Source organism: Jeotgalibaca porci, from assembly GCF_011299095.1.
In the GTDB taxonomy this organism is placed as follows: domain Bacteria; phylum Bacillota; class Bacilli; order Lactobacillales; family Aerococcaceae; genus Jeotgalibaca; species Jeotgalibaca porci.
Genome location: NZ_CP049889.1, coordinates 2,021,131 through 2,045,025, shown reverse-complemented (window position 1 = coordinate 2,045,025; position 23,895 = coordinate 2,021,131). Strand labels below are relative to the sequence as shown.

Sequence of the window (23,895 nt, the reverse complement as noted above, 5' to 3'; positions counted from 1 at the left end):
CTTACTGCTATACAAGCGATTTTTACTTATGTGGAAACCGAATTATGTGGGAACGTGTCAACGAAGGCATCAACCACCTACGAACTTATCACTCCCAATGCTTCCTTTGCCATATGTTCATATTCCTCGATGCCTGACACTAATGCAAACTCAGCAATTGAAACTGGGTATGCTGCGTCAAGTTCAATAATATGCTCTTTCATCTTAGGCCAGTAATACCCACCAGCTTCTTTATAAGCAAGAATTAGGGCATCTAACCCTTCTTCACCAAAAGCTTTAAAGTTGAAAATAAAGTCATTCGAAATGTCTGTAACTTTAGCTTCAGTCCAGTCGATTAATCCGGTCACATTAGCATCTTTATCAATCATGGTATGTCCGGCATGTATATCTCCATGAATCAGACCAGTTTTCTTAGGCCACATATCGTCATCATTCACCCATGTTTGCCATCTGTTCCATAGATTCTCACCTACACCAAACTTTGCTCTTACCGCATCCATACGCTGCTTCATTGACATTCTTGCTTCTTCTGGTGTGTGTACTACTAAGTCAAGTTCCACGGCTTTATCACTCGGTATGCTATGAATCTCTGCTAACACTCTTCCAAGAGACTTGTGAAAAGATTCTGGAACATTGTTAATATCTATTTCCCAAACATAGTTCCCTATATTATGATCTATAGTTCCTGCTGGTACGCCATCTAGCTTCTTGTAAGCTATTAGCTCATCTGAGTAAATAATCCAATTTGGCGCCTGAAAAGATTTTCCATACTTATTAACCAAATCTAATGCTTGTTTTTCTACCTTTGTTCTAGGCATAACATCTTCCCGCCTAGGCAATCTAAGAACCCACTCCGTACCACTTTCATCTTGGGCAAATACAACTTGAAAATCCAGTCCGGATTCATTAAACTGTATTGTTTCTTCCTTTAAAATTAGATTATGTTTTTTAGCTATTTCCATAACTTGTTTCATTTCTTTACCCATTCAAATCACTCCTATCTAATTTTTAAAAATTTCGGTAATAAATTTGCTGCATGCTTTGATATAGAATTAATAATTTCATCCCAATCATTATAGTTAAGCTCATGTCCAGAACCATCTAAGGTAACTAATACAGCATTTGGTATAATCTTAGAGAGATGAACTCCATGCTCGTATGGAATAATAGGGTCTTCTATTCCGTGAATTACCAATGTAGGAGCGTTTATTTCAGCAGTTCTTGATAAATATGAACCCCATCCCCTTATAATTCCGTGATTATCCCTACTCTGTAAATTACTAGCCCTATCAAATTCTTCTTCATTCAGTCTTCTTATTTTTTCTTCATCAAATATATGTTTAGAGCCTATAAGAACTTTGCTTTTTTTAATAAAGCACTCTATCACTTCATCTTTGTTTTGCCAATTTTTGATTTTAAGCTCACCTAAAGCTTCTGTTACTTTACTATCCTTTTTAGGAAGGCTAGGGTCAAAATTTGATGTCATAACCAATGAAATAGTAAGCACCCTGCTTGGGTGTTTAAGAGCTACTATCTGCGTAATAATCCCTCCCATAGACATACCGACTATATGAGCCTTATCAACCTTATACGCATCTAGTACCTGAATTGCATCATCAGCCAAGTCCTCAAAAGTATACTCTGGATGGCCATACTCGTAAGTAATTGATTTACCTACATCCCTATTGTCATAGCGTATAACATGAAACCCTTGATCGCTTAATCTCTTACAAAACTCTTCCTCCCACCAAATCATTGATGTAGTAGCTCCCATAATTAACAAGATAGTTGGATTATTAATATCTCCAAAACTCTCAGTACAGATATGAACATCATTAAAACGAATTATTTTTTCTGTCATGAATTATCACCTTTTTTAGTACTTTCATCTGATTAATACTTACCTAGACCAAATAAGACCGAGTAATTCGATCAGCAACAGCTTCGAATAATAACTCCCTAATCATTTCATAATTGTATTCCAGTAAATCTCCCTTTTGTGAGCCTATTAATAAAGCTGCTCTTAAAACGCCAGCAATTACGCTTGGTTCTTCGTCGATAATCTCCTTAGAATCTTGACGTGACCTGATAAAGTCCATAAGAGGGGTGATACTTCTAAGATTCTCTGATCCAACATACTCTGGATTTAGCTTTCTTGATACAAGCTTGTACTCCTCGAGATCGTAAATCAGCCTTTGAGTTAAAATCTTATTTTCTAGCTCCAAAGCCATCTCATCTAAGTATATTTTTATAGCTGAACGTATATCCTCAGCAGCTAAAACCTTTGGCCAAACCTGATTTTCAATTTGCTCTCCCTCATGTGATAACAACTCCATATATAGCATTTCTTTTGATTGGAAAAATACATAAAAAGTACTCTTCGCAATGCCAACAGACGAAGTTATATCCTCAAGGGAAGTACTCTTAAAACCCTTTTCAACGAAAAAACGATATGCCACTTCAAATAATTCTTTTTTAATCCTTTCTTTTTCTAATTGTGTGAATTTAGCCATAGTCCTAAACCTTCTCTTATAAAAACATAAAAACAAGTTTTTCATTTGTTTTTATGTTAGCATAATGTGCATTAAGAAATCAAGGCATACTTAATTTGATTATTCTCATACAGTAAAGTAATGGAATAATATTTTCAGTAAGCTTCATCAACTAAACTGCCCCTATAGCGAAATGGTGCTCTCCTTTATTCAAGATAAGCACCTGTTACTTCAATAACCCCCCTTCGTTATTTATATTAACTCCAAAAAGTCAGTCGTGACCAATAAAAGATAATAATATAAATCATGGTTGTAAAAATAAAATCATATCCACAGTCCTCTCATGATGGTTATAACATATTTTAATAAGATAACGATTATTTTAGTAATTCTAATCTTCCAACCGAGAGTTCTACTATGCAATTTTTTATTTGTGACAGATTTGTCATGTTGCATTATATTACATCGATGGTTGGTAATCCTATTCAGAGGTATAGTATTGACATTGAAAGGGGACTAAGCAAATGAATACAATTATTCAAACGAAAAACTTATCTAAATCATACGGAAAGACTCAGGTCTTAAAAAATATAGATTTAGCTGTTGAAGAAGGTGAGTTTACCGCAATTATGGGTCCATCTGGATCAGGAAAAACAACATTAATGAATACATTATCCACGATTGACACATTTAATGGCGGGAACATTTGGATTGAAGGGACCTCGCTATTGGAAGTAAAAAAGAAATCATTACGTGAATTTCGTCAAAAGCGGATGGGGTTTATTTTTCAAGACTATAACCTACTAGATACGTTGACAGTAAAGGAAAATATTCTTTTGCCACTCTCATTACAAAAGACACATGTTGAGGAAATGGAGAAACGACTATCCAATATCATTCAACCGCTAAACATTGAATCGATCTTAAATCATTATCCATCTGAAATATCTGGCGGGCAGAAACAGCGTACTGCTTCGGCACGTGCTATTATTACTAACCCAGCGATTGTCTTTGCTGATGAACCTACAGGTGCACTTGACTCTCGCTCTGCAACACAGCTACTGGAACAAATTGAATCACTTAATCAAACATTTAAAACAACGATAATGATGATTACACATGACCCCTATGCTGCAAGTTACTGCCAACGTGTCATTTTTCTACGAGACGGTAAGATTGTAAATGAGCTGTTCAAAGGAGAACAAACCCAAAAGGAATTTTTTGATCGCATCCTCACCTTTCAGAGCACTCTAGGGGGAAATCGCAGATGAAATTATTGGATTTATCGTGGCGCAATGTCAGACGGAATTTTAGAATTTACTCCATCTATCTTATTTCGATGATTATTGGAGTAGTTATTCAATTTACTTTTTCATCTTTAATCTTTAATGAGGATGTTTTAGCTGCATTAGAAAATGAAGAAAATTTTCAGGTAGGGCTTATAGCAGCATCCATTGTGGTGTTTTTATTTATTATTTTTTTCATACTCTACGCTAATACATTTTTTATGAACCAACGTAAAAAGGAATTTGGAATGTATTTGCTTTATGGGATGAGTGAGCGTCAAATTGCTTTGATGGTCTTTGTCGAGACTTTTATTCTTAGTAGTATTTCGCTCGTCATCGGCATTTTAACAGGTGGTCTGCTTTCCAAATTTTCTGGGATGCTTTTAATGAATTTAATGCAGTACGACGAAGTGATTTCATTTACTTTCCCGCTCGAGGCTATCGGGGCGACTATTGTTTTATTCATTATACTAACTGGGATTATTAGTATACAAAGCTACTTCAGTGTACGTCGTATCCAACTGGTAGAATTATTTCATTCAGGAACAAACTTGGAAAAGCTTCAACCAGCTTCTAAGCTGCTTGCCTTATTATCTATTCTGCTATTAGGGATGGCTTTCTTTTTAATTAGTCGGGATGGTACTTCTATCGTCTGGGAAGATTATCGTCTGGCTAGCATAATTGTTATGGCGATAGGACTTGTCGGAGGTACTTATTTATTCTTTCGTCAATTTTCGGGGTGGTTATTAGAAATCGTTAGTCGAGGTAGAAAATATAATGAAGGAAACCGTGTTTTATGGACTTCTTCACTTCGATTTTCCATTCGCGGAAACGCCTTAAATCTTACTTCCATTTCATTATTTAGCGCAGCAATTATCATTTTAGTAGGTTTTGTAGCCATTAATTACGCTGTTCAACTCGATGGGAGTACTAAAAATTTCCCAAATGATATTGCTTTCGAATCTCAGGATGAACATATTCAGCATCAAATTGAAACATTGATTCATGAATCAAACCACCCAGTTATCACTCATGAAACGATTGAAGGGATCTTAGTAAATCCCGTTACAAACAGAGATGTTGCCTTTGAACAATCGGATTATCTCACAGAAGATATCCTTTTATTTTCAGAGACCCAATTTAACGATATAGTTGCCTTACGCGGTGATGACCAGGAAGTTAACCTGCATGGCCAAGAGGCTATTGTTCTTTCAAAAATAGATACACCCAAACAGTTCACACAGGATGATCAATCAGAATTCACAGTAAAAGTAGGAGATGAGTCTACTTTTCACCTTATAGAAAGAAAAGACTATGCACTACTTGGCCCTGCCAGTAATTTGAGTAACACCAATGTTTTTCTTCATCTTGCTATATTCATTATCTCGGATGAAGCGTATGCCACTATACAAAATAGTCAGAATACCCAAATGTATGAACTATACCAAATTGAAAATGCTAAAGATGCGTCAGCTTTATCAGCACAAATACAAGCGATTGTTTCGCAATCACCTGATATCTATTATTCAGCTTTTGCGGACGGCTATGCTATTCAAGCTGAATCTTCAGCATTATTACTGTTTACAGCAGCTTTTCTTGCCGTCATCGCTGTATTTGCTTTAGGAAGCATTATATATTTCAAACAATTACGTGAAGCAACAGACGAACAAAAACAATATGCTATCCTGCGTAAAATTGGTGTTAGTAACACTGAAATGAAAAAAGTCATCCGTAAGAAACTGCTTTTTGTCTTCTTGCCTCCACTTATACTGGGAATGCTGCATAGCTTGTTTATTATGAATTACTCTATATTCGAGGAAGTGAGAGACTTCCCACAGCTCACTTCTATCATGTGGGCAATACTAATTATTTATTTTGTTATCTATTTCTTGTTTTACGTGTCGTCAACCAATCTTTACTATAAGATTGTTAATCAACAAAAGTGATAAAAATAAAGCAATGACTGATTTTATTAGTCATTGCTTTTCCTTATTCATAAACAAAAAAGGATCATCATCTTTTGGAAAATGGATAATAAATTCTGTGTAGGAACTAACTTCAGATGTACAAGTAATATAGTGACCAAGTTTATTGGATAATTGTTGTGCTAAATATAGGCCCATCCCTGTTGATTTAGAGTATGTTCGCCCCGTTTCACCTGTAAATCCTCGGTTAAATATTCTTGGTAGCTCTTGTGGTGTAATTCCGATCCCATTATCTCGGATGATGAGTTGTTTTTCTTGTGGGGTTTCATTGGTACCAATCAAAATTTCTCCACTGTTGTCCGTATACTTCAAGCTATTGGTTAAAAGTTGATTTACTATAAATTTCAACCATTTAGAATCACTTTGTACGCTCATCGATTCAGAGGGCAAGAGGATTCGAACTTTTTTAGAAATAAAAGTTTTGGAATGGTCTCTCACCGTATCTTTCACAATGCCAATCATATCGCAACTCCCTATACTATAATCTTGATTAAAACTATCTAATTTAGCATAATAAAGAGCTTGATCAACATAATTTTCAATTTTCTCGATTTCTTCCCTTAAACTATTCGCATCTATATCCGTTTGTTGGATTAAATGGAGGACAGCAATTGGCGTTTTGATTTCATGAAACCAAGAAACAATAAAATCATAATGTTCTTTTTGTTTCTCTTGAACAGCATTCATTTCTCGTATATGCTCTTTTCTCATCTCATCCATTAATTGTTGCATCTGCTCAGCTTCTAGAGATAATCTGTCAAATGCCTCATGATCAATATTGTGGATTGCTCGTACATTTTGTTGATAGCGAAATACTAAAAATCCAATCAATACAATCGTGCATAAAGCAAAGGCATATAAAAAGGTTCCCCAAGTGAAATTTATATTAACATCAAGGAAAAACACAGTAGCCATGAGCATGAAACCTATTAAATAGACGCATATATAAGACTTTTCATACCGTAAAAACCGAAAAAAAGTCATTCGATAATATACCCCATTCCTTTACGGGTAACTATAAAATCATTCAACCCAAGACTAGCAACCTTTCGACGTAAACGATTCACATTTACTGTCAGTGTGTTATCATCAACAAATTGCTCTTCATTCCACAATGCCTGCATTAAGTCATCTCGTGATACGATTTTCCCAATCTTGCGCATCATTAATTGTAAAATAATAAATTCATTGCGAGATAGCTCTGCGCTCTGTCCCTTATATTCAGCCACCGAATTGCTTATATTTAATTTCAAACCCCGATGGATAAGTTGTACAGATTCTTCATCTCGATAGGAATAATTTCTACGTAAAAGTGCTTTTACTTTGGCAACAAGTATATCTAAATCAAACGGTTTTTGCACAAAGTCATCCCCGCCCATATTAATAGCCATAATAATATCCATGTTTTCGTTTCTAGAAGAAAGAAATATAATAGGGACTTTGGAAACTGAACGAATCTGCTGACACCAATAAAAACCATCCAATGTCGGTAAATTGATATCCAATAATACTAAGTGTGGCTGGACCTGTTCAAACTCCGTTAACACTTGGTCAAAATTTGTAACCTCAATCACATCATACTTCCATTTGTGAAGCACATCGGAAACGATTCTTCTAATTTTTTCATCATCTTCTACCATCATAATTTTATACATGAAATCACCCATCAGTGCTTTAAATTATAGCATGCCACTTTATAACTGTATCCATTTATATTCTTTAGAATTTATGTACCTTTTCAAAAGTATATCATAATTAAAATAGCGTTACATAAAAGTCGTTTTTATTTAAAGTTTACCATATGTAAATTCCATAGTATTCATCAAGGTAAAGAATATGAAACACTAAAAGAACTTGCTTAACAAAATCCCTGCCTTACGACTAACCCCTTTACTACTATGCTCTTATATTCTAATTGGAATCCAAGTATATCTATATAAAACCATTTCGACTTCTCAATGTACTTAACTGAAAACTCTGGAATTAAAGAGTTGAATTTTATTCTCTCACTCACCTTCCTTTTTGTATTAAGCACCCGATAGCACAATAAGTTTTTTTCTATTCATTCATATAATGTAACAGTTTTTCGAAAAAATCATTGCTAACGGTTAACTGATACTGTTTTTCAACAAGATTTCGAAATTCCATAACGAGAAGCAAAGAGTTCTTATAGGCTTCATATAGTTCTAATTCATTTAATCGGGCAGTAGTCTTTTTAAACTTTTCATAGTTTTCAGGACTAATTTCTTTTTCAAGATTCTTTGTCATATTAAACCAATTATCGGCATTTTCTTCCGCAATTCGAATGAGTTGCAGTATATTTTTTTGTAATTGAGATAAAATTTCCAGTGAACGTGCATATTCCCCTCTTTTAAGAACATTAATCCCCATTAACCATAGGTTGGAAAAATTATTCAATAAAAAATTTACGTTTTCTTCTGTAAGTCTATTTGGTCCCGAACCTTCCAACCCTGATAAATACAATTCTAATTGTCCTGTTTCATCATAAATAAACATTGCTTTTGTGTCAGGAATGTAGCCTGATTCTTTGAATGAAGGAATAATATTCATTTCGCTTTCGGAAAGGAAATGAAATTCACCACGTATTAGATTTTCAAAAATTACTACTTCCGTACCGTACTCATTTTGATAGAGTAAATGGTAGGAAGCGACTTCATTTAGCCATTTTGCTGAATCAAAGGTGGAAATTGTATCATCTTTCAGAAAAACATAATATTCTATATCAGAGTATTGATCTCCCTCTCCTTTTGTAAAAGACCCATACATCATACAAGCAGATATTCGTTCATCTGACTGGACAAGTTCCTTAACCCTTGCCATTAGTTCTTTTTGTTTTAACAATTCGATTCCTTCTTTCTTTATTTTGATTCTGGGAGAATAATAAAAAATCCTCCCATATAATGTTGGAAGGATTAGTCATGTCACTCTTTACGATACTCAAATAAAACTAAGTAGCCTTTTTAGCTATTCAGTCTTACATTTATTTAGTATATGAAAAAATGGGCAAACTAATCCTAAGTTTTTAAACTGAAATATACTATTTCAATTGTTAAAAATTAGATTAGTTCTTCATTGTCCACCCATCTCTCCTTTCGATTAATAGTATATTAACACTTCATAGTTCAAAGTACAAGTTGTTGTGAAGAAATACACTTAAACTATCCTGCCCGTTTAGCTTAAGTACATTTTTTCACAAACCCAAGAAAAATCTTTAACTTTATACCTATTATTCCTTTTTTATTCGACTTTTCCTTTCATATAGTCGAACATTTATATGTCCTATTCCTTCTTGGCAAACAAGGTGTTAGAATGTTTTTTCAAGTCAAGAACCTACTTTGAACAATATTATCCATATAACAAAATAACGGTTTTACTCATTCACTCACTTCTTTCTTTGCTTTCTCGACAATATATCAAATTTGATATATTGTTTAATTATACAGAACGTTATAGGCGTTTCTATGAAAAAATACGAAATAGAAATTTATGAAGATAAAAAAGGGAACAGTCAAATCATGGATTGGATCAAAGAATTAGATCGTAATCCAACAAAAGAAAACAAGTCAACCTTAAAAAAGCTCTACTACCAAATGGAACGCCTTGAATATGATGGCACATTTGTAGGAGAACCGCTAGTAAAACAAATTGACGGGAAACTGTGAGAACTACGCCCCATCCCTAATCGGGTCTTTTTCGCAACGCTAGAAGATAATCAGTTACTTTTATTGCACCAATTTAGAAAAAAACACAAAAGACGCCCAAAAAAGAAATCGAACAAGCGAAACGTGAACTAGCTGATTGACTAGAGCGTAAGAAAGGATAATTCATATGAAATGGACCGATGTAAAGAAAGATATTAGCAGCATTTCGCAAGAAGATAAAAATCTAATTGAATTGACCGCTCTATTAGCTAGCTTGCGTAAAGAAAAAAAATGACGCAAAAAGAATTAGCTGACAAGGTGCATGTATCTCAAGCTCAAATAGCTCGGGTAGAAAATTTTTCTTATGCTCCTTCTCTAAAGACCATTACAAAAATTGCAGATGGTTTAAACTTAGAACTCACATTCATCGACAAAACAACAAAAAAATTGGTGGAAAATAAATGATGGTTTACAGACTTTCGTTCTAAACCTAAAAGCAGCATTACCAACACTATTCTTTTGGGATTGGCAACGTTGCTTTTAATACTTATTAAATAAGAAAAAACAACCATCCGCTTAAAACGATGGTTGTTCTCGTGTATTTATATTTCTGTCTCTTTCAATCGGTACTGAACCATTTTTCGAATTAATTCGTATGGAATCGGTTCATTCAAAGGAAAACGAATCGAACCTTTGCCGTGTTTATAGGGCGTTAATGCTTCTTCAAAGGGCGTGATTCCAGAGGGCGTCGGATAGAATCCGATGTGTGATTTGAAAGCCGCGAAATGAAATAAATTTCCACCGCGCCAATATGTCGGCATTTGATAACTTATTTTCTCTGTGATTTCGGGTGCTTCTTCAAAAATGATGGTGCGGATGTTCGTTAAGATTTCTTGCACTTCTATGGGAAACTCAGAAATATAAACGTCTACAGAATCATTTTCTATCACACTTCCACCTCGCTGTTATTTATTTTTAATTTCGTTCCGATAAATATCCATCTTTTTCTTGAAGAGCTCCGTTACACTTGGCGGGGTATAGGAAATCGCGTTGGCGCCAGCTTCGATTGTATCCAAGATATCTTGATCTGTCTTACCACCCGTTGCGATAATAGGAACATCAGGAAATTCAGCGCGGATTTTCCTTACCAAATCAACTGTATTTGCACCGCCACTGACGTTTAATATATCCGCTCCCGCATCTAAACGTGATTGGATATCATTTGCTTCAGATACGATTGTCGCGATGACAGGAACATCAACAGTCTCATTTATTAATTGAATCGTCGCAATCGGAGTCGGTGCATTTACCACAACTGCAATCGAACCCAAAGATTCTGCGAAAAGACTAATGTTAGCAGAACGCGGACCATGAGTCAGTCCCCCACCTACACCTGCAATAACGGGTACTGGTGCTGCAGAAGCAATCGCTTGGATGATTCCCGGATGTGGTGTAAAGGAATAGACGGCCAAAATAGCATCTGCATCGTTATTACAAATAATCGCGATGTCGGTTGTGAATAAAAACGACTTTAATTTACGTCCGTTAATATTGATTCCGCTACATTTTGTTATGACTTCCGGAACTTCTACGATGTCTTTTCTTAAACTGGAAATAACACCAGGAATATGTTTTTTATCTCTTGCCAATGGGAGTTCCCCTTTCTTCATCGCATTTAAATTTATTATATAGAAATTATACCACGTTTATAAAACTATACACGGTGTCTGAAAATTAATATTTTCTCAATAAAAAAGAAAATATACCGGCTTACAGACTTACGAGTATCGCTAGACGCCGGTAAAATCATCTAATTACCGGCATACGGCCTATGGTTAACGGCTGAAAGCCGGTCTGTTAATCATTCTGCCAACTAAAAATCAATTATTTACCCTCCGTGGAACAAAAAAACACGTGGAACCCACAAAAAAATGAATGACGTTCTTACAGAAACTTACAAACCATACTTTAAAAAGGCTTCGCTCCGAATCAACGAAACGCGTACACACAGATGGTCTGAACCTTCTGTGTGTACGCGTTTTGTGATATCGGAGCTACCTTATGGATACTTATTCAGAATAGTAATTCACTTTAATTTGTCGTGCTGCTTTCGTTTCGTCCAAACGGCGCACAGGTTTATTATGTGGTGCTTCGCGAACCAAATCAGGATTCTCAGTTACTTCAGTCGCAATTTTAATCATCACATCGGCAAATTCATCTAACATTTCTTTCGACTCTGTTTCTGTCGGCTCAATCATCATCGCTTCTTCAACGATTAATGGGAAGTAGACAGTCGGAGCATAGAATCCGTAATCCAATAAACGCTTAGCGATATCTAACGTTCGCACACCTTGTTTCTTCTGGCGTTTTCCGGACAGTACGAATTCATGTTTACAAATTTGAGGATATGGAAGATCATAGGTCTCTTTCAGGCGACTTGCTAAATAGTTAGCGTGTAAGACCGCACTCTCGGATACTTTTCGCAATCCAATTGGTCCCATTGTACGGATATACGTATAAGCACGGACTAGAACACCGAAGTTTCCGTAGTATGCTTTCACTCTACCAATTGAATCTGGATATTCAGCATTCAATGTATAACCTTGCTCTGTTTCTTCTACACGTGGCACAGGTAGGAACGGAATAATGTGTGCTTTCACTCCAACCGGACCCGCACCAGGACCTCCTCCGCCGTGTGGTGTACTGAATGTTTTATGCAGATTTAAGTGAACGATATCAAAGCCCATCAAGCCGGGCGATGTCTTAGACATAATCGCGTTCAAGTTGGCACCGTCGTAATAAACCAAACCACCTGCTTCATGAATGATATCAGCAATTTCAACAATATCTTTTTCAAACAAGCCAAGTGTACTTGGATTCGTCAACATCAACGCGGCTGTATCCTCGCCTACTTTACTGCGTAAAGCCTCCACATCAACAAGTCCATATTCATTCGTAGGAATACTGATGACATCATAGCCAGCAATATTTGCGCTCGAAGGGTTTGTCCCATGGGCACTATCGGGCACAATGACTTTCGTCCGTTTTGTGTCACCATTTTTTTCGTGGTAGGCACGCACCATCATGAGCCCTGTCCATTCACCATGTGCACCTGCAGCTGGTTGAAGGGAAACAGCATCCATTCCAGTAATAACTTTTAAGTCTTCTTGCAATTCATACATCAACTGCAGCGCACCTTGAACATGTTCAACCGGTTGAAACGGATGAATGTTCGCAAAGCCATCTAGACGCGCTGTTACTTCATTAATTTTAGGATTATATTTCATCGTACAAGAACCCAATGGATAAAAGCCGTTCTCAATTCCAAAGTTATCGTGTGATAGACGTGTGTAATGGCGCATCAACTGAAGTTCGCTCACTTCAGGAAGACGTGCCGGTTCTTTCCGCAATACTTGCGTAGGAAGTTGTTTCATAGGAACATCGGATTCAGGAAAGCTATACCCAATACGTCCTTCACGTCCCAGTTCAAAAATCATCGGATTTACCTCACTCATGCCCAGACACCTCCTAGAGCTAAAACGAATTGATCGATTTCTTCTTTCGTCCGTTTCTCAGTTGCGCAGACAAGAAGATGATTGGGTAAGTCATACTCTTCCGCCAAAGAGTAGCCACCGATAATACCTGCTTCCAGAAGGCGTTTATTCGCATTCTCTGCTGTCATATTTAATTCGACAACAAATTCATTGAAGAAAGGTCCTTCGTTGTAAACGGTGAAGCCGTGAGAGGCTAACTGATCTGCTAGATAGCCCGTTTTATTGACATTTAATTGTGCCATTTCTTGTACACCTTGCTTGCCTAATGAAGTCATGGCAACCGCAGATGCCAAAGCATTTAACGCTTGATTCGAACTCATATAAGAAGTCGCTTTTTCACGACGAATATGTTGCTCACGACTTTGTAACGTCAATACAAAACCACGCTTACCATCCTGGTCAACTGTTTCGCCGACCATTCGTCCCGGAATTTTTCGAATATCCCCCTTGTTTACAGAGAAATAACCGCAATGCGGGCCGCCATAAGCCATAGGTAGTCCAAACGGTTGAGTATCGCCGACCACAATGTCTGCCCCTAAATTCCCAGGTGCTTCTAAAAGCGCTAACGCAAGTGGATTGGCAACAACAATCAATTTGGCTTTGGTGCCTTCCAGCAGCCCTTTTATTGCGGATAAATCTTCAATCGTTCCAAAGAAGTTCGGATATTGCACGACAACAGCTGCCGTATCACCATCCAACTCCGTTTGTAAAATATCCATATTCGTTAAATCTTTCTCAAGCGGAACTTCAATAATCTCATTCCCACGTCCGGGTGAGGCCGTATGCAATACCGCACGAGAATGTGGATGGACCCCTTTAGAGACCAATATTTTTTTCTTACGCGTTACTGCTTGTGCTAATCCAACTGCTTCACCCAAGGAAGCTGCTCCGTCATACAACGATGAATTGGTAACCTCCATCCCGGTCAGTTCACTGATCATCGTCTGGAATTCAAAAATTGCTTGTAATTCGCCTTGACTGGCTTCTGGCTGATAGGGTGTGTAAGCAGTTAGAAATTCAGAACGCGAAATCACTGCATCCACAACACTGGGTATTTCGTGGTCGTAGACCCCCGCACCGGTAAAGATTGGCAATTGATTCGCCGTGGTATTTTTTGCTGCCATCCGTTGCATATGACGCAGTAACTGGCCTTCCGCCATGGCGCCTGGAATAGCTAATTCCCCGCTCATTCGAATCGCGTCAGGAATATCAGCAAATAGGTCTGCAATCGAATCAACACCAATTTCTTCTATCATCTCTGCGATATCTTGTTCAGTATCTGGCAAATAACGAAAGAATTCATCAGTCATTAATTATCCTCCTCGGCAACAAATGTTTCGTATGCGCTTAGATCCATTAATTCTTCCAATTCTTCTAAATCAGAAAGTTCCAATTCGACCATCCAACCTTCTGACATCGCAGCTTCGTTGATTGTTTCAGGGGCATCATTCAGAACTTCGTTTTGCTTTGTGATGGTACCAGATACCGGCGCATACACATCTGAAACAGATTTTACCGATTCCACAGTGACGATATCGTCACCCTTCGCTACTTCACCAAGTTCCGCAATAAAATCAATAAAGACGATATCTCCCAGTTGTTCTTGCGCATGATCCGTAATACCGATACGTACCGTATTTCCTTCCACAACTTGTACCCACTCGTGCTCTTCTGTAAAATATGTTTTTTGCTCTGCCATATTTAAAACCTCCTACGCTTTTTTATAAAATGGTTTCGTGACTACTTTAGCCGCAATCTTTTTATTGCGTGCTAATATTTGAATCGGCGTTCCGATTTCACTGTATTCAACAGCAATTAACGCCATCCCAATTCCCTTTTGAAGAGAAGGTGATTGCGTTCCCGAAGTAACCACGCCGATTTCAGTCCCGTCTTCTGACAGCACCTGGTAATCGTGACGGGGGATACCTCTTTCCAACATTTCAAAGCCGACAATTTTCTGCGTTACTCCTTCTTCACGTTGCAATCTCAAAGCTTCTTGTCCAATAAAAGACGTACTTTTCTTAGTTTTTACTGCGAAGCCTACGCCTGCCATTATAGGGGAGATATCCGCGCTCATGTCTTGCCCGTATAAAGGAAGACCGGCTTCTAAGCGCAGAGTATCACGCGAGCCAAGTCCGCACGGCATCGCGCCTAATTCTAATAACAATTGCCAAACACGTTCTGTTTCAGCAGCAGGTAGGTAAAGTTCAAAGCCATCTTCGCCGGTATAGCCTGTTCGAGAAATCAGCGTGTTCTTGCTGCTATTTAATTCTATTTTCTGTTCAAATTTATGTCGTTTGATGGTGTCCAAATCTACGGAAGCAATTTGTTGTAAGACAGATTGCGCCTGTGGACCTTGAATCGCAATCAAACCAATAGCCGCAGAAATATTTTCAAGTTTTATTTCTTCATTTTTATGCTGTTTTTGCATCCAGTCCCAAACTTTTTCAGTATTCGAAGCATTAGAGACTACCCAATACTTGGAAGCATCAAAACGATAAATCATGACATCATCAATCGCTCCACCTGTTTCCGAACAAAAAACATTGTACTGGACTGAATTATTAGTCATTTTAGAGACATTGTTAGTAACTAACCGATTGAGGTATTGCTCTGAATCTGGACCTGTTACTTCAATTTCCCCCATGTGTGAACAATCAAAAATACCCACTTCATTACGAACTGCTTGATGTTCCTTAATAATTCCGTTAAATTGTATTGGCATTGCCCAGCCACCAAAATCAACAAGTTTAACTTTTTGATTTTGATAAAATCCGAATAGCGGTGTTTTCTTCAAGTCGCCCACAACCTCACCCTCTCTGCTCATGTTACTGCCATTTTAGCATATTGACAGAAATAAAGACTATCCATATGATGACAATCTTCTATTGCCAGTTTCTAAAAATACTGTAAAATACTTAATTAAGAAAAGATTAGATTTTAATGCGTTTTTCTCCATAATATTTCGCACAATATCCCTTGCAATTTTACTAATATTTTTGTCATTGATTAATACATGAAACGTGAATATCAAAAGAATGATATTCTACTAGAAACGATGGAGGAGATCCTAATGAAAAAAGTACTTGTAGCCAACCGTGGTGAGATAGCGATTCGTATTTTCCGTGCTCTGACTGAACTTGAAATTGATACGGTTGGTATTTATGCCCAAGAAGACGAAGGTTCAGTCCACCGTTTTAAGGCGGACGAAGCTTACTTGGTTGGTAAAGAAAAGAAGCCAATTGATGCTTATTTAGATATTGAAGGTATTATCAAAATTGCCAAAGATTCTGGTGCGGACGGCATCCATCCAGGCTATGGTTTCTTATCTGAAAATATTCACTTTGCCAGACGTTGCCAAGAAGAAGGTATTAAATTTATCGGCCCGACCTTGCACCATCTGGATATTTTCGGCGATAAAATCAAAGCTAAAACTGCTGCAATCGCAGCTGGAATTCAGTCCATACCCGGTTCAGATGGTCCGGTATCAACAATTGAAGAAGTCTTAACATTTGCGGATGAGCATGGGTATCCAATCATTATGAAAGCTGCATTAGGTGGTGGCGGCCGCGGTATGCGTGTTGCCCGTGATAAAGAAGAAGCAATCGATGGATTTAAACGTGCAAGGAGTGAAGCACTCTCTGCTTTTGGTAATGACGAACTTTACGTAGAGCGTTACATCCAAGATCCGAAACATATCGAAGTTCAAATTTTGGGAGACGAACACGGAAATGTTATTCACCTTTACGAACGTGACTGTTCTGTTCAAAGACGTCACCAAAAAGTGGTTGAAGTAGCACCGTGTATCAACATGCCGGACAGCTTACGAAATGAAATTTGTGAAGCTGCGCTCCGTTTAATGAAGCATGTGGGATATGTGAATGCCGGAACGGTAGAGTTCTTGGTCGAAGGCGACCGTTTCTACTTTATTGAAGTCAATCCTCGTGTTCAAGTCGAACATACAATTACTGAACTTATTACGGGCGTTGATATTGTTCAAGCACAAATCGAAATTGCCCAAGGTTTAAGATTGCATGAAGATATTGGTATTCCTGAACAAGCGAATATCCCTTTAATCGGAGCCGCGATTCAGTGTCGAATCACAACTGAAGATCCGTTAAATAACTTCTTCCCGGATACCGGTAAAATAAATACTTACCGTTCTCCAGGTGGTTTTGGAATTCGTTTGGATGCCGGCAACGGCTTCCAAGGAACGGTTGTCTCACCTTTCTTTGATTCATTGTTAGTAAAAGCTTGTGTTCATGCACCTGACTTTGCACAAGCCAACAAAAAGATGGTTCGTGCACTCACAGAATTTAGAATTCGTGGTGTGAAGACGAATATTCCGTTTTTGAAAAATGTTATTATGCATCCTGAATTTGTTTCAGGTGATGCAAAAACAACTTTCATTGACGGAACACCAGAATTATTTGAATTTCCGGAAACATTGAACCGGGGAAATAAAATGTTGGCATACTTAGGTAATATTACCGTTAATGGATTCCCTGGTATCGAACGTAATACGAAGAAATTCTATGAAATGCCCCGTATTCCGCAAGGCTTGCAGGTTCCAGAGAAAGAAATAGTTACAGCTAAAATGATTTTAGATAAACAAGGTCCGGAAGCTGTCAGCCAGTGGGTCCGCGAACAAAATAATGTGTTATTAACCGATACAACGTTCCGTGATGCTCATCAAAGTTTGCTGGCAACACGCGTCCGTACAAATGATTTACTGAAAATTGCAGAAGCAACCCAAGCTGGCATGCCCCAACTGTTCTCTAACGAGTTATGGGGTGGCGCGACATTTGATGTTGCTTATCGCTTCTTAAACGAAGACCCTTGGGAACGTCTGCGTAAATTACGTAAGAAGATGCCGAACACCCTCTTCCAAATGCTGTTTCGTGGTTCGAATGGTGTGGGTTATCAAAATTATCCGGACAATGCCCTGAAACGTTTTATTGAAGGTGCAAGTGAAAATGGCGTGGATGTTTTCCGCTTGTTCGACAGTTTGAACTGGACGGAGCAACTTGAAAAGAGTATTCAATATGTGCGCGATGTGAATAAAATTGCGGAAGCAGCTATTTGTTACACTGGTGATCTGAATGATCCAAAACAAGCGAAATATACCATTGCATACTACAAAGAAATGGCAAAAGAACTGGAACAGATGGGTGCCCACATCATCGCAATTAAAGATATGGCTGGATTATTAAAACCGCAAGCAGCATATCGCTTAGTAAGTGAATTGAAAGACACGGTATCCGTTCCGATTCACTTGCATACACACGACACGAGTGGAAATGGTATTTTTACCTTAAGCGAAGCAATCAAAGCCGGCGTTGATATTGTGGATGTTGCGCAAAGCGCGATGAGCGGAACAACGAGTCAGCCATCATTGAGCAGCTTGTATTTTGCAATGGAAGGCAGCGAACGCGCTCCTGAAATCAATATTGAAAATGTACAAAAAATCAACCGTTACTGGGAAGATGTCCGTTCGTACTACAATGATTTTGAAACAGGTATTCATACAACTTCAACCGAAGTGTATCACCATGAAATGCCAGGTGGCCAATATACAAACTTGCAACAGCAAGCCAAATCGGTCGGCTTGGAAGATAGTTGGGACACTGTAAAAGATATGTACGCAACAGTGAACGGCATGTTCGGAGATATCGTGAAAGTAACCCCTTCTTCAAAAGTAGTTGGAGACATGGCTCTCTTCATGGTTCAAAACAAACTAACGGAAGAAGCTGTCTATGAGCGTGGCAACACATTAGACTTCCCGCAATCGGTAGTAAGCTTCTTTAAAGGTGATTTAGGCCAGCCGACTGGTGGTTTCCCTGAGAAACTGCAGGCGATTATTTTGAAAGACGAAGAACCACTGACTGTCCGTCCCGGTAGTTTGAGAGAGCCGATTGATTTCGAAGTACTTAAGCAAGAGCTGACTGAAAAAATTAAACGGGAACCTTCTGAAGAAGATCTACTTGGGTACTTGATGTATCCAGAAGTGTTCTTAGGCTATGCAGAGAATTTGAATCTATTCGGTGATGTTACGAAACTGGATACCCCTAGTTTCTTCCACGGAATGCGGACTGGCGAACAAATTGAAGTTGTGATTGAAAAAGGAAAAACTTTAATTATTAAACTGAACCAAATCGGTGAGCCCGATGCGGATGGGATGCGTGTTCTCTACTTCGAATTAAATGGCCAAGGTCGTGAAGTTGAAGTGAAAGATGCAAGTATTACGTCTACTTCTGCTATTCGTAAAAAAGCTGAACCAACGAACAAAGGTCATGTCGGCGCAACAATGCCGGGATCCGTATTGGAGGTCTTGGTTAAAAAAGGCGATCGAGTGAACAAAGGCGATGCTGTCGTTGTCACAGAAGCTATGAAAATGGAAACAACCATTCGTTCCACAATCAACGGTGTCGTAGATCAAATCTATGTCATTGATGGGGATCGTATTGATAGCGGTGATTTAATGATTGAGATTGATTCAAAATAACATGATTACACACAAAAAGCAGACCGCGCGGTCTGCTTTTTGTGTATTTAATCCCTTATCTTTGTTCCCAAATAGGAGTTAATTGAATGACATCTTTAATCTTTTTACCTTGTTTACGTTTTTCCAAGTTTATCTCACGACGCTTCGCATATCCTTCACAGATGGTAATTTCTTCTTCTGATTCCGGAACCAATATTGGCATGGTGAATTCTGGATTGTTACGGTCCTGCACAACATATGTCAAGAACGCATAAGCTGCCAGTCTTTTTTCAAATGTTTTTAAATTACTCGCAATCAACTTTGTGAAGACTTCGACTGAAGATGTGCCGGCTCCTGAAACAAAAGCTTCCACATAGATTTGTTCTGATTTATAAACAGGACTAACGAATGTCATTTCATCCACAGTCGCTGTAAACGATGCTTTTCTTATGAAGTTGAAGATTGCTCCCCCACCCGCACTATCAAAATGCGCCATAATGTCTCCACCGTAGTAAGTATCTTTATCATTCAAATGACGATCTACGATTATTTCCGATCGTATATTTCTCGTTTGGTTGCACGTACGCGTTTCCTTATTGACCATGGTATTTCCTCCTGAATTTACAAATATCATTTATCAATATCATATATTATCACATTATTTCAACTTTAGCCGTTATGATATCTATAAAATGATCCGTCAAACTCGCTGTATACCCCCAAAGCGAATGTCCATTTAATTCATAAAAGGGAATTAAGTGACCGCCAACCTTGAAACGGTAGTCTTTTCCATTTGGGATTAAATGGTATGGAAAGTCTTCAGGATGCTCCAAAATAAATTTTGATGTGTAGTAGGTCGGGCGATTAGTCAGGAAGTAATTGAGCGGAATGGTGAATAAGGATGCTACTTCTTGATTAAAATTTATTTCTTCTACAGTAAGATCCAGCTTACTAACAAAGCAGTGAATAATCGCATGTTCATTAACAATATAATTAATCTCACCCAACACTTCGATGCAGTCACGTGAAATATTCAATTCCTCCATTGTTTCACGAATTGCCGCTTCTTTGAATGTTTCGCCCGCTTCTACCGCACCACCCGGGAAGGACGTTTCACCCGGTTGAGAAATCCGTTTACTTCTCACTTCGTACAGAATATGCCACTCATCGCCCTGTTTAATCAATGGCAACATAACAGAAAACTTGCGCTTACTACCTAGCGGCTCGGACAAATGTTTACTTAAAACGCTCTCTATTGCATCAATCATGATACCACCTCTTTTATTGTTAGGATTATTGTAGCAGAAATTCCTTTTTATTTCAAATTCGAAATATTAATTAGTAGCTCGTTCATATATGCGAAAAAACGGTACCAGGACCTGTATAGGACTAGTACCGTTTATATATATTATTATTTTATCGTGATGTTAATGACTTCTTCTTGCTGTATTTCCAAAATCACTTCGTCTCCCGTTTTCAAGAAGGGTAAGGCTTGATTTAGACTGACTGGAATCGTGTAAATACTTTCCGTGTCTCCTACAATCGTCATGTAGTATATAGTCTCGCCACCAATTACTACAGATTGTAATAAATCAACCGCGCCATTAACGGTTGTTATATCCCCTTCAAGAATCGGATTTTCATCCGTGATGGTTACTTCCCCACCATTGTAAGACTGCCATGCTTGGTTCAATGTATTGCCAATTCCAACTTTTTGATAATTCAATGCATCGACAAAAGCATACAACTTAATTAAGCCAGCAGAATCCTTTAAGGACAATTGATAGACAGGCTTCCCATTCATATTAAATAACAACGGGAAGGTACTCGTATAGTCTTTTTCTTGAACGGATCCTTCTGCACTATCCATCGCACTCCATTCGGTTGCAGTACTGATGTTGTAGCGGTGAGATTCTTTCGTACGTGAATTCACCAGCACAAAACCAATATTTGACTCATCAGATACAACTGAAGTCAAACCGGTATACAGATATAAATCATCGTCCATGACAATATAGTTGTATCCTTCGGCGTTTTGAATAACACCGCGTTTTGTTACCAGACTATTCCAAAAGCCATTACGATACTGGCCGTTATAGTTAATCTGATTCATGACCATATCTGCCGGGAAAACGCGATCAACCCAATCAGGGATATCTTCCAAATCGTAACGGACAATTTCTCCGTTTGTCGCATTGACTACAAAGGCCCCAACAATATCTTTAGGTCCTAAAAAGCTAAATTGACGCTTCGCAATTGGTGCAACATAGTAAGGAGTTCCCTCATCGTCGAGTTCCAACACCGGATTTTCAAATAATGTCGTCGGATGCTTAAGGAAAATATGACGCGTAATGTCATCATTTAGGAATCCTGAATGTGAATAACGAATGTTCTCTTCTAAGTCCACTAAATCGGCTTCACCAGTAACCATGTCAACAACGACGTAATGTGGAATCCCCTCACTCCGATTGCTAAACCAACGCCAAACGTTGACGTATTCCAGAGGTGAGACACGCACCGACTGACCTTGATATGCAATTTGTGTAAACTCATCTGCCACATTGAACTGCGAGACCAGATCCAACACTTCACCAATCTTACGACTTCCCAATCTTTCCGCCATATCACGGTCAATCGTTGGAATATCGCTTGGATTCGTCACAATCATATCCTCTGAGAAATCACCTTCTTGATGTTCAATCAATTTAGCATAACTTCCCGATCTGAAGATTGGTAACCCTATCACCATACCAACTAACAATGCAAGAATACTCACTCCTATTACCGTTCCATTAATTGCTAGTACACGCGTGTTTTTACGTGCATCCAACAAGTAAGAAATACCTGCACTGACTACAAAGTAAAGTAAGAAATTAAACCAAAATTCAAGTGATTGGAATGTTAATGGTGTTAATGAAAAATACCAGTAAACGCATAGGACAATCAATGGCAGTCCGTAAGACAATGCCAGATTTTTCCATCCTTTAATCATTATAAAACCTCCTTTTTTGTTTCTACTCCTAGTATACCATGCTCGAATTCCAATTTGATAAGTCTAAAGGATGAATATTAGATTCGTTATTTTAATCAAAACTGATACAATGAAAATACTACTAACAGATGGGCGGGATGTTTTGTGAAACTCAATTACAGCCGAACGATTCGAGTTGGATTTGCTTTTTTATCAATCAGTGCTTTTTGGCAAATGTATGACAATGTTGTACCGTTAATACTTAAGAATACGTTCGAAATTGGTGATACACTCGCCGGTTCTATTATGGCAATGGATAATGTTTTGGCGCTATTCATGCTTCCTATTTTCGGGGCTATCAGTGATAGATCAACCAGTAAATATGGGAGACGAGTCCCGTTTATCGTTGTCGGTTCTATTCTTACCATTCTTTTCATGCTAGTCGTACCTGCAACTGTTGAAAAACGATCACTGTGGTTATTTTTCGTTTCTCTTGGATTTACGCTCTTATCCATATCCATTTATCGTTCTCCGGCAGTTGCTTTAATGCCCGATGTTACACCTGCCCCACTTCGTTCCAAAGCGAACGCCATTATCAATTTAATGGGAGCATTAGGTGCTGTCTTCACCTTGGTTCTGACTCCTCTATTAATTACCAAAGCCGGGCATCAGTCCTACTATCCACTGTTTATCGCGGTTGCACTGTTGATACTAGTAAGTGTTCTGGTTGTGATTTTCACTGTTCCGGAAAATAAATTGCGGATTGATGAAGAAAAAGTAGAAACGCAAACGTCAAATCAAACGATGTCGATTGCGATGAAACGGAGCTTGATTTTCTTACTTATCTCTACATTTTTATGGTTCATGGGCTATAATGCGATAACAACAGCTTTCACTAAATACGCTGAAGTAGTCTGGCAAATGAACATCAGCGCTGCTTCTACCAGTTTATTAATTGCGACTATCGCAGCGGTTATTAGCTTTATCCCAGTTGGTATTCTCTCTTCTAAGTTAGGAAGAAAGAAAATCATTGTAACCGGCGTCCTGCTTCTTGCATCTTGCTTTGCGTTAGGAACGTTCTTTACTTCCTTTTCACCGCTCGTCTACGTATTGTTTGCAATTGTTGGTTTTTCTTGGGCTTGTATTAACGTAAATTCGTATCCGATGGTCGTTGAAATGAGTCAACACGGCGATACCGGTAAATTTACAGGGTTTTATTATACTTTTTCAATGGCTGCTCAAATCATTACACCCATTGTTTCGGGTGCCTTTCTGGAATTTGTGGGCTACTGGACACTATTCCCATATGCCGCTTCAATGGTCGGCCTTGCACTTATTACCATGTCCTTTGTCAAGCATGGTGATAACCGACCGGATATGGGTGATAAATTAGATTTTTTGGGAAGTATTGATAATTAACAAGCAGGCATTTTTAACATAAGATAAAAAAAAACAACCTTG

At 38.2% G+C, this 23,895-nt stretch carries 22 protein-coding genes; 7 read left to right on the top strand and 15 right to left on the bottom strand.

The features are described from left to right. Nucleotides 1–77: 77 nt before the first annotated feature. Genes G7058_RS10315 through G7058_RS10305 form a run of 3 tightly spaced genes read right to left on the bottom strand, consistent with a single transcriptional unit; the run spans nt 78 to nt 2,513 of the window. Nucleotides 78–986, bottom strand: coding sequence for an Mph(B) family macrolide 2'-phosphotransferase (locus tag G7058_RS10315; RefSeq protein WP_025785299.1), 909 nt, complete (start codon nt 984–986; stop codon nt 78–80). A gap of 11 nt (nt 987–997) precedes the next feature. Continuing rightward, on the bottom strand, nt 998–1,861 hold the full coding sequence (locus tag G7058_RS10310; protein ID WP_025785298.1) for an alpha/beta fold hydrolase: 864 nt from the start codon (nt 1,859–1,861) through the stop codon (nt 998–1,000). Between the two features lie 43 nt (nt 1,862–1,904). Beyond that, nucleotides 1,905–2,513, bottom strand: coding sequence for a TetR/AcrR family transcriptional regulator (locus G7058_RS10305; protein WP_025785297.1), 609 nt, complete (start codon nt 2,511–2,513; stop codon nt 1,905–1,907). A 503-nt stretch (nt 2,514–3,016) separates the two neighbouring features. Between G7058_RS10305 and G7058_RS10300 the strand changes: the two genes are divergently transcribed. Both G7058_RS10300 and G7058_RS10295 read left to right on the top strand, forming a co-directional pair. Beyond that, nucleotides 3,017–3,763, top strand: coding sequence for an ABC transporter ATP-binding protein (locus tag G7058_RS10300; RefSeq protein ID WP_104844536.1), 747 nt, complete (start codon nt 3,017–3,019; stop codon nt 3,761–3,763). Continuing rightward, nucleotides 3,760–5,724 (top strand): ABC transporter permease, encoded by a 1,965-nt coding sequence (locus G7058_RS10295; RefSeq protein ID WP_104844535.1) that lies wholly within the window; start codon nt 3,760–3,762, stop codon nt 5,722–5,724. Before G7058_RS10300 ends, G7058_RS10295 begins: the two co-directional genes overlap by 4 nt. A gap of 30 nt (nt 5,725–5,754) precedes the next feature. Here the strand turns inward: G7058_RS10295 and G7058_RS10290 are convergent, their stop codons facing one another. From G7058_RS10290 to lnu(G), 3 genes are all read right to left on the bottom strand, one after another. Further along, complete coding sequence (locus G7058_RS10290; protein ID WP_219842500.1) at nt 5,755–6,678, bottom strand: sensor histidine kinase; 924 nt, start codon at nt 6,676–6,678, stop codon at nt 5,755–5,757. Between the two features lie 65 nt (nt 6,679–6,743). Beyond that, nucleotides 6,744–7,418: a response regulator transcription factor gene (locus G7058_RS10285; RefSeq protein ID WP_101152101.1), complete on the bottom strand. Its 675-nt coding sequence runs from the start codon at nt 7,416–7,418 to the stop codon at nt 6,744–6,746. A gap of 403 nt (nt 7,419–7,821) precedes the next feature. Further along, nucleotides 7,822–8,625, bottom strand: a complete 804-nt coding sequence (gene lnu(G), locus G7058_RS10280; RefSeq protein WP_025785293.1) for a lincosamide nucleotidyltransferase Lnu(G) — start codon at nt 8,623–8,625, stop codon at nt 7,822–7,824. A 620-nt stretch (nt 8,626–9,245) separates the two neighbouring features. Between lnu(G) and G7058_RS10275 the strand changes: the two genes are divergently transcribed. From G7058_RS10275 to G7058_RS10265, 3 genes are all read left to right on the top strand, one after another. After that, nucleotides 9,246–9,446: a hypothetical protein gene (locus G7058_RS10275; protein WP_166063439.1), complete on the top strand. Its 201-nt coding sequence runs from the start codon at nt 9,246–9,248 to the stop codon at nt 9,444–9,446. Between the two features lie 12 nt (nt 9,447–9,458). Further along, nucleotides 9,459–9,578, top strand: coding sequence for a type II toxin-antitoxin system RelE/ParE family toxin (locus G7058_RS12075; RefSeq protein WP_166063770.1), 120 nt, complete (start codon nt 9,459–9,461; stop codon nt 9,576–9,578). A 138-nt stretch (nt 9,579–9,716) separates the two neighbouring features. Further along, the gene (locus G7058_RS10265; protein WP_166063438.1) at nt 9,717–9,890 is read left to right on the top strand and encodes a helix-turn-helix transcriptional regulator; all 174 of its coding nucleotides are present in this window, start codon (nt 9,717–9,719) and stop codon (nt 9,888–9,890) included. Between the two features lie 137 nt (nt 9,891–10,027). On the opposite strand, the gene G7058_RS10260 is transcribed toward G7058_RS10265, so the two are convergent. The 6 genes from G7058_RS10260 to gcvT form a co-directional block, all read right to left on the bottom strand. Beyond that, complete coding sequence (locus G7058_RS10260) at nt 10,028–10,375, bottom strand: iron chaperone (RefSeq protein WP_227004442.1); 348 nt, start codon at nt 10,373–10,375, stop codon at nt 10,028–10,030. A 15-nt stretch (nt 10,376–10,390) separates the two neighbouring features. Then, nucleotides 10,391–11,095 (bottom strand): beta/alpha barrel domain-containing protein, encoded by a 705-nt coding sequence (locus G7058_RS10255; RefSeq protein ID WP_166063437.1) that lies wholly within the window; start codon nt 11,093–11,095, stop codon nt 10,391–10,393. 399 nt (nt 11,096–11,494) lie between these two features. Beyond that, complete coding sequence (gene gcvPB, locus G7058_RS10250; protein ID WP_166063436.1) at nt 11,495–12,940, bottom strand: aminomethyl-transferring glycine dehydrogenase subunit GcvPB; 1,446 nt, start codon at nt 12,938–12,940, stop codon at nt 11,495–11,497. Next, nucleotides 12,937–14,289, bottom strand: a complete 1,353-nt coding sequence (gcvPA, locus tag G7058_RS10245; protein ID WP_166063435.1) for an aminomethyl-transferring glycine dehydrogenase subunit GcvPA — start codon at nt 14,287–14,289, stop codon at nt 12,937–12,939. Before gcvPA ends, gcvPB begins: the two co-directional genes overlap by 4 nt. Further along, nucleotides 14,289–14,678: a glycine cleavage system protein GcvH gene (gene gcvH, locus G7058_RS10240; protein ID WP_166063433.1), complete on the bottom strand. Its 390-nt coding sequence runs from the start codon at nt 14,676–14,678 to the stop codon at nt 14,289–14,291. Before gcvH ends, gcvPA begins: the two co-directional genes overlap by 1 nt. Before the next feature lie 12 nt (nt 14,679–14,690). Continuing rightward, nucleotides 14,691–15,806 carry a glycine cleavage system aminomethyltransferase GcvT gene (gene gcvT, locus G7058_RS10235; protein WP_166063432.1) on the bottom strand — a complete coding sequence of 372 codons (1,116 nt, stop codon included), beginning with the start codon at nt 15,804–15,806 and terminating at the stop codon, nt 14,691–14,693. Between the two features lie 246 nt (nt 15,807–16,052). On the opposite strand from gcvT, the gene G7058_RS10230 reads away from it, so the two are divergent. Next, the gene (locus G7058_RS10230; protein WP_166063431.1) at nt 16,053–19,484 is read left to right on the top strand and encodes a pyruvate carboxylase; all 3,432 of its coding nucleotides are present in this window, start codon (nt 16,053–16,055) and stop codon (nt 19,482–19,484) included. Between the two features lie 55 nt (nt 19,485–19,539). On the opposite strand, the gene G7058_RS10225 is transcribed toward G7058_RS10230, so the two are convergent. The 3 genes from G7058_RS10225 to G7058_RS10215 form a co-directional block, all read right to left on the bottom strand. Then, entirely contained in the window at nt 19,540–20,067 is a 528-nt protein-coding gene (locus tag G7058_RS10225) for an acyl-CoA thioesterase (protein WP_166063430.1), read from the bottom strand. A gap of 49 nt (nt 20,068–20,116) precedes the next feature. Beyond that, nucleotides 20,117–20,731, bottom strand: a complete 615-nt coding sequence (locus G7058_RS10220) for an NUDIX hydrolase (RefSeq protein WP_166063429.1) — start codon at nt 20,729–20,731, stop codon at nt 20,117–20,119. Nucleotides 20,732–20,874: 143 nt separating this feature from the next. After that, a complete protein-coding gene (locus G7058_RS10215) occupies nt 20,875–22,455 on the bottom strand; it encodes a hypothetical protein (protein WP_166063428.1) in 1,581 nt (526 codons plus the stop codon). A gap of 144 nt (nt 22,456–22,599) precedes the next feature. On the opposite strand from G7058_RS10215, the gene G7058_RS10210 reads away from it, so the two are divergent. Continuing rightward, nucleotides 22,600–23,853 (top strand): MFS transporter, encoded by a 1,254-nt coding sequence (locus G7058_RS10210; protein ID WP_166063427.1) that lies wholly within the window; start codon nt 22,600–22,602, stop codon nt 23,851–23,853. Nucleotides 23,854–23,895: the final 42 nt, after the last annotated feature.

Excerpts from the sequence above, each read along its gene's own strand:
- G7058_RS10315 (WP_025785299.1), bottom strand. The coding sequence starts at position 986 with ATGGGTAAAGAAATGAAACAAGTTATGGAAATAGCTAAAAAACATAAT.
- G7058_RS10310 (WP_025785298.1), bottom strand. The coding sequence starts at position 1,861 with ATGACAGAAAAAATAATTCGTTTTAATGATGTTCATATCTGTACTGAG.
- G7058_RS10305 (WP_025785297.1), bottom strand. The coding sequence starts at position 2,513 with ATGGCTAAATTCACACAATTAGAAAAAGAAAGGATTAAAAAAGAATTA.
- G7058_RS10300 (WP_104844536.1), top strand. The coding sequence starts at position 3,017 with ATGAATACAATTATTCAAACGAAAAACTTATCTAAATCATACGGAAAG.
- G7058_RS10295 (WP_104844535.1), top strand. The coding sequence starts at position 3,760 with ATGAAATTATTGGATTTATCGTGGCGCAATGTCAGACGGAATTTTAGA.
- G7058_RS10290 (WP_219842500.1), bottom strand. The coding sequence starts at position 6,678 with ATGGCTACTGTGTTTTTCCTTGATGTTAATATAAATTTCACTTGGGGA.
- G7058_RS10285 (WP_101152101.1), bottom strand. The coding sequence starts at position 7,418 with ATGTATAAAATTATGATGGTAGAAGATGATGAAAAAATTAGAAGAATC.
- G7058_RS10275 (WP_166063439.1), top strand. The coding sequence starts at position 9,246 with ATGAAAAAATACGAAATAGAAATTTATGAAGATAAAAAAGGGAACAGT.
- G7058_RS10265 (WP_166063438.1), top strand. The coding sequence starts at position 9,717 with ATGACGCAAAAAGAATTAGCTGACAAGGTGCATGTATCTCAAGCTCAA.
- G7058_RS10255 (WP_166063437.1), bottom strand. The coding sequence starts at position 11,095 with ATGAAGAAAGGGGAACTCCCATTGGCAAGAGATAAAAAACATATTCCT.
- gcvPB (WP_166063436.1), bottom strand. The coding sequence starts at position 12,940 with ATGAGTGAGGTAAATCCGATGATTTTTGAACTGGGACGTGAAGGACGT.
- gcvPA (WP_166063435.1), bottom strand. The coding sequence starts at position 14,289 with ATGACTGATGAATTCTTTCGTTATTTGCCAGATACTGAACAAGATATC.
- gcvH (WP_166063433.1), bottom strand. The coding sequence starts at position 14,678 with ATGGCAGAGCAAAAAACATATTTTACAGAAGAGCACGAGTGGGTACAA.
- gcvT (WP_166063432.1), bottom strand. The coding sequence starts at position 15,806 with ATGAGCAGAGAGGGTGAGGTTGTGGGCGACTTGAAGAAAACACCGCTA.
- G7058_RS10230 (WP_166063431.1), top strand. The coding sequence starts at position 16,053 with ATGAAAAAAGTACTTGTAGCCAACCGTGGTGAGATAGCGATTCGTATT.
- G7058_RS10225 (WP_166063430.1), bottom strand. The coding sequence starts at position 20,067 with ATGGTCAATAAGGAAACGCGTACGTGCAACCAAACGAGAAATATACGA.
- G7058_RS10220 (WP_166063429.1), bottom strand. The coding sequence starts at position 20,731 with ATGATTGATGCAATAGAGAGCGTTTTAAGTAAACATTTGTCCGAGCCG.
- G7058_RS10215 (WP_166063428.1), bottom strand. The coding sequence starts at position 22,455 with ATGATTAAAGGATGGAAAAATCTGGCATTGTCTTACGGACTGCCATTG.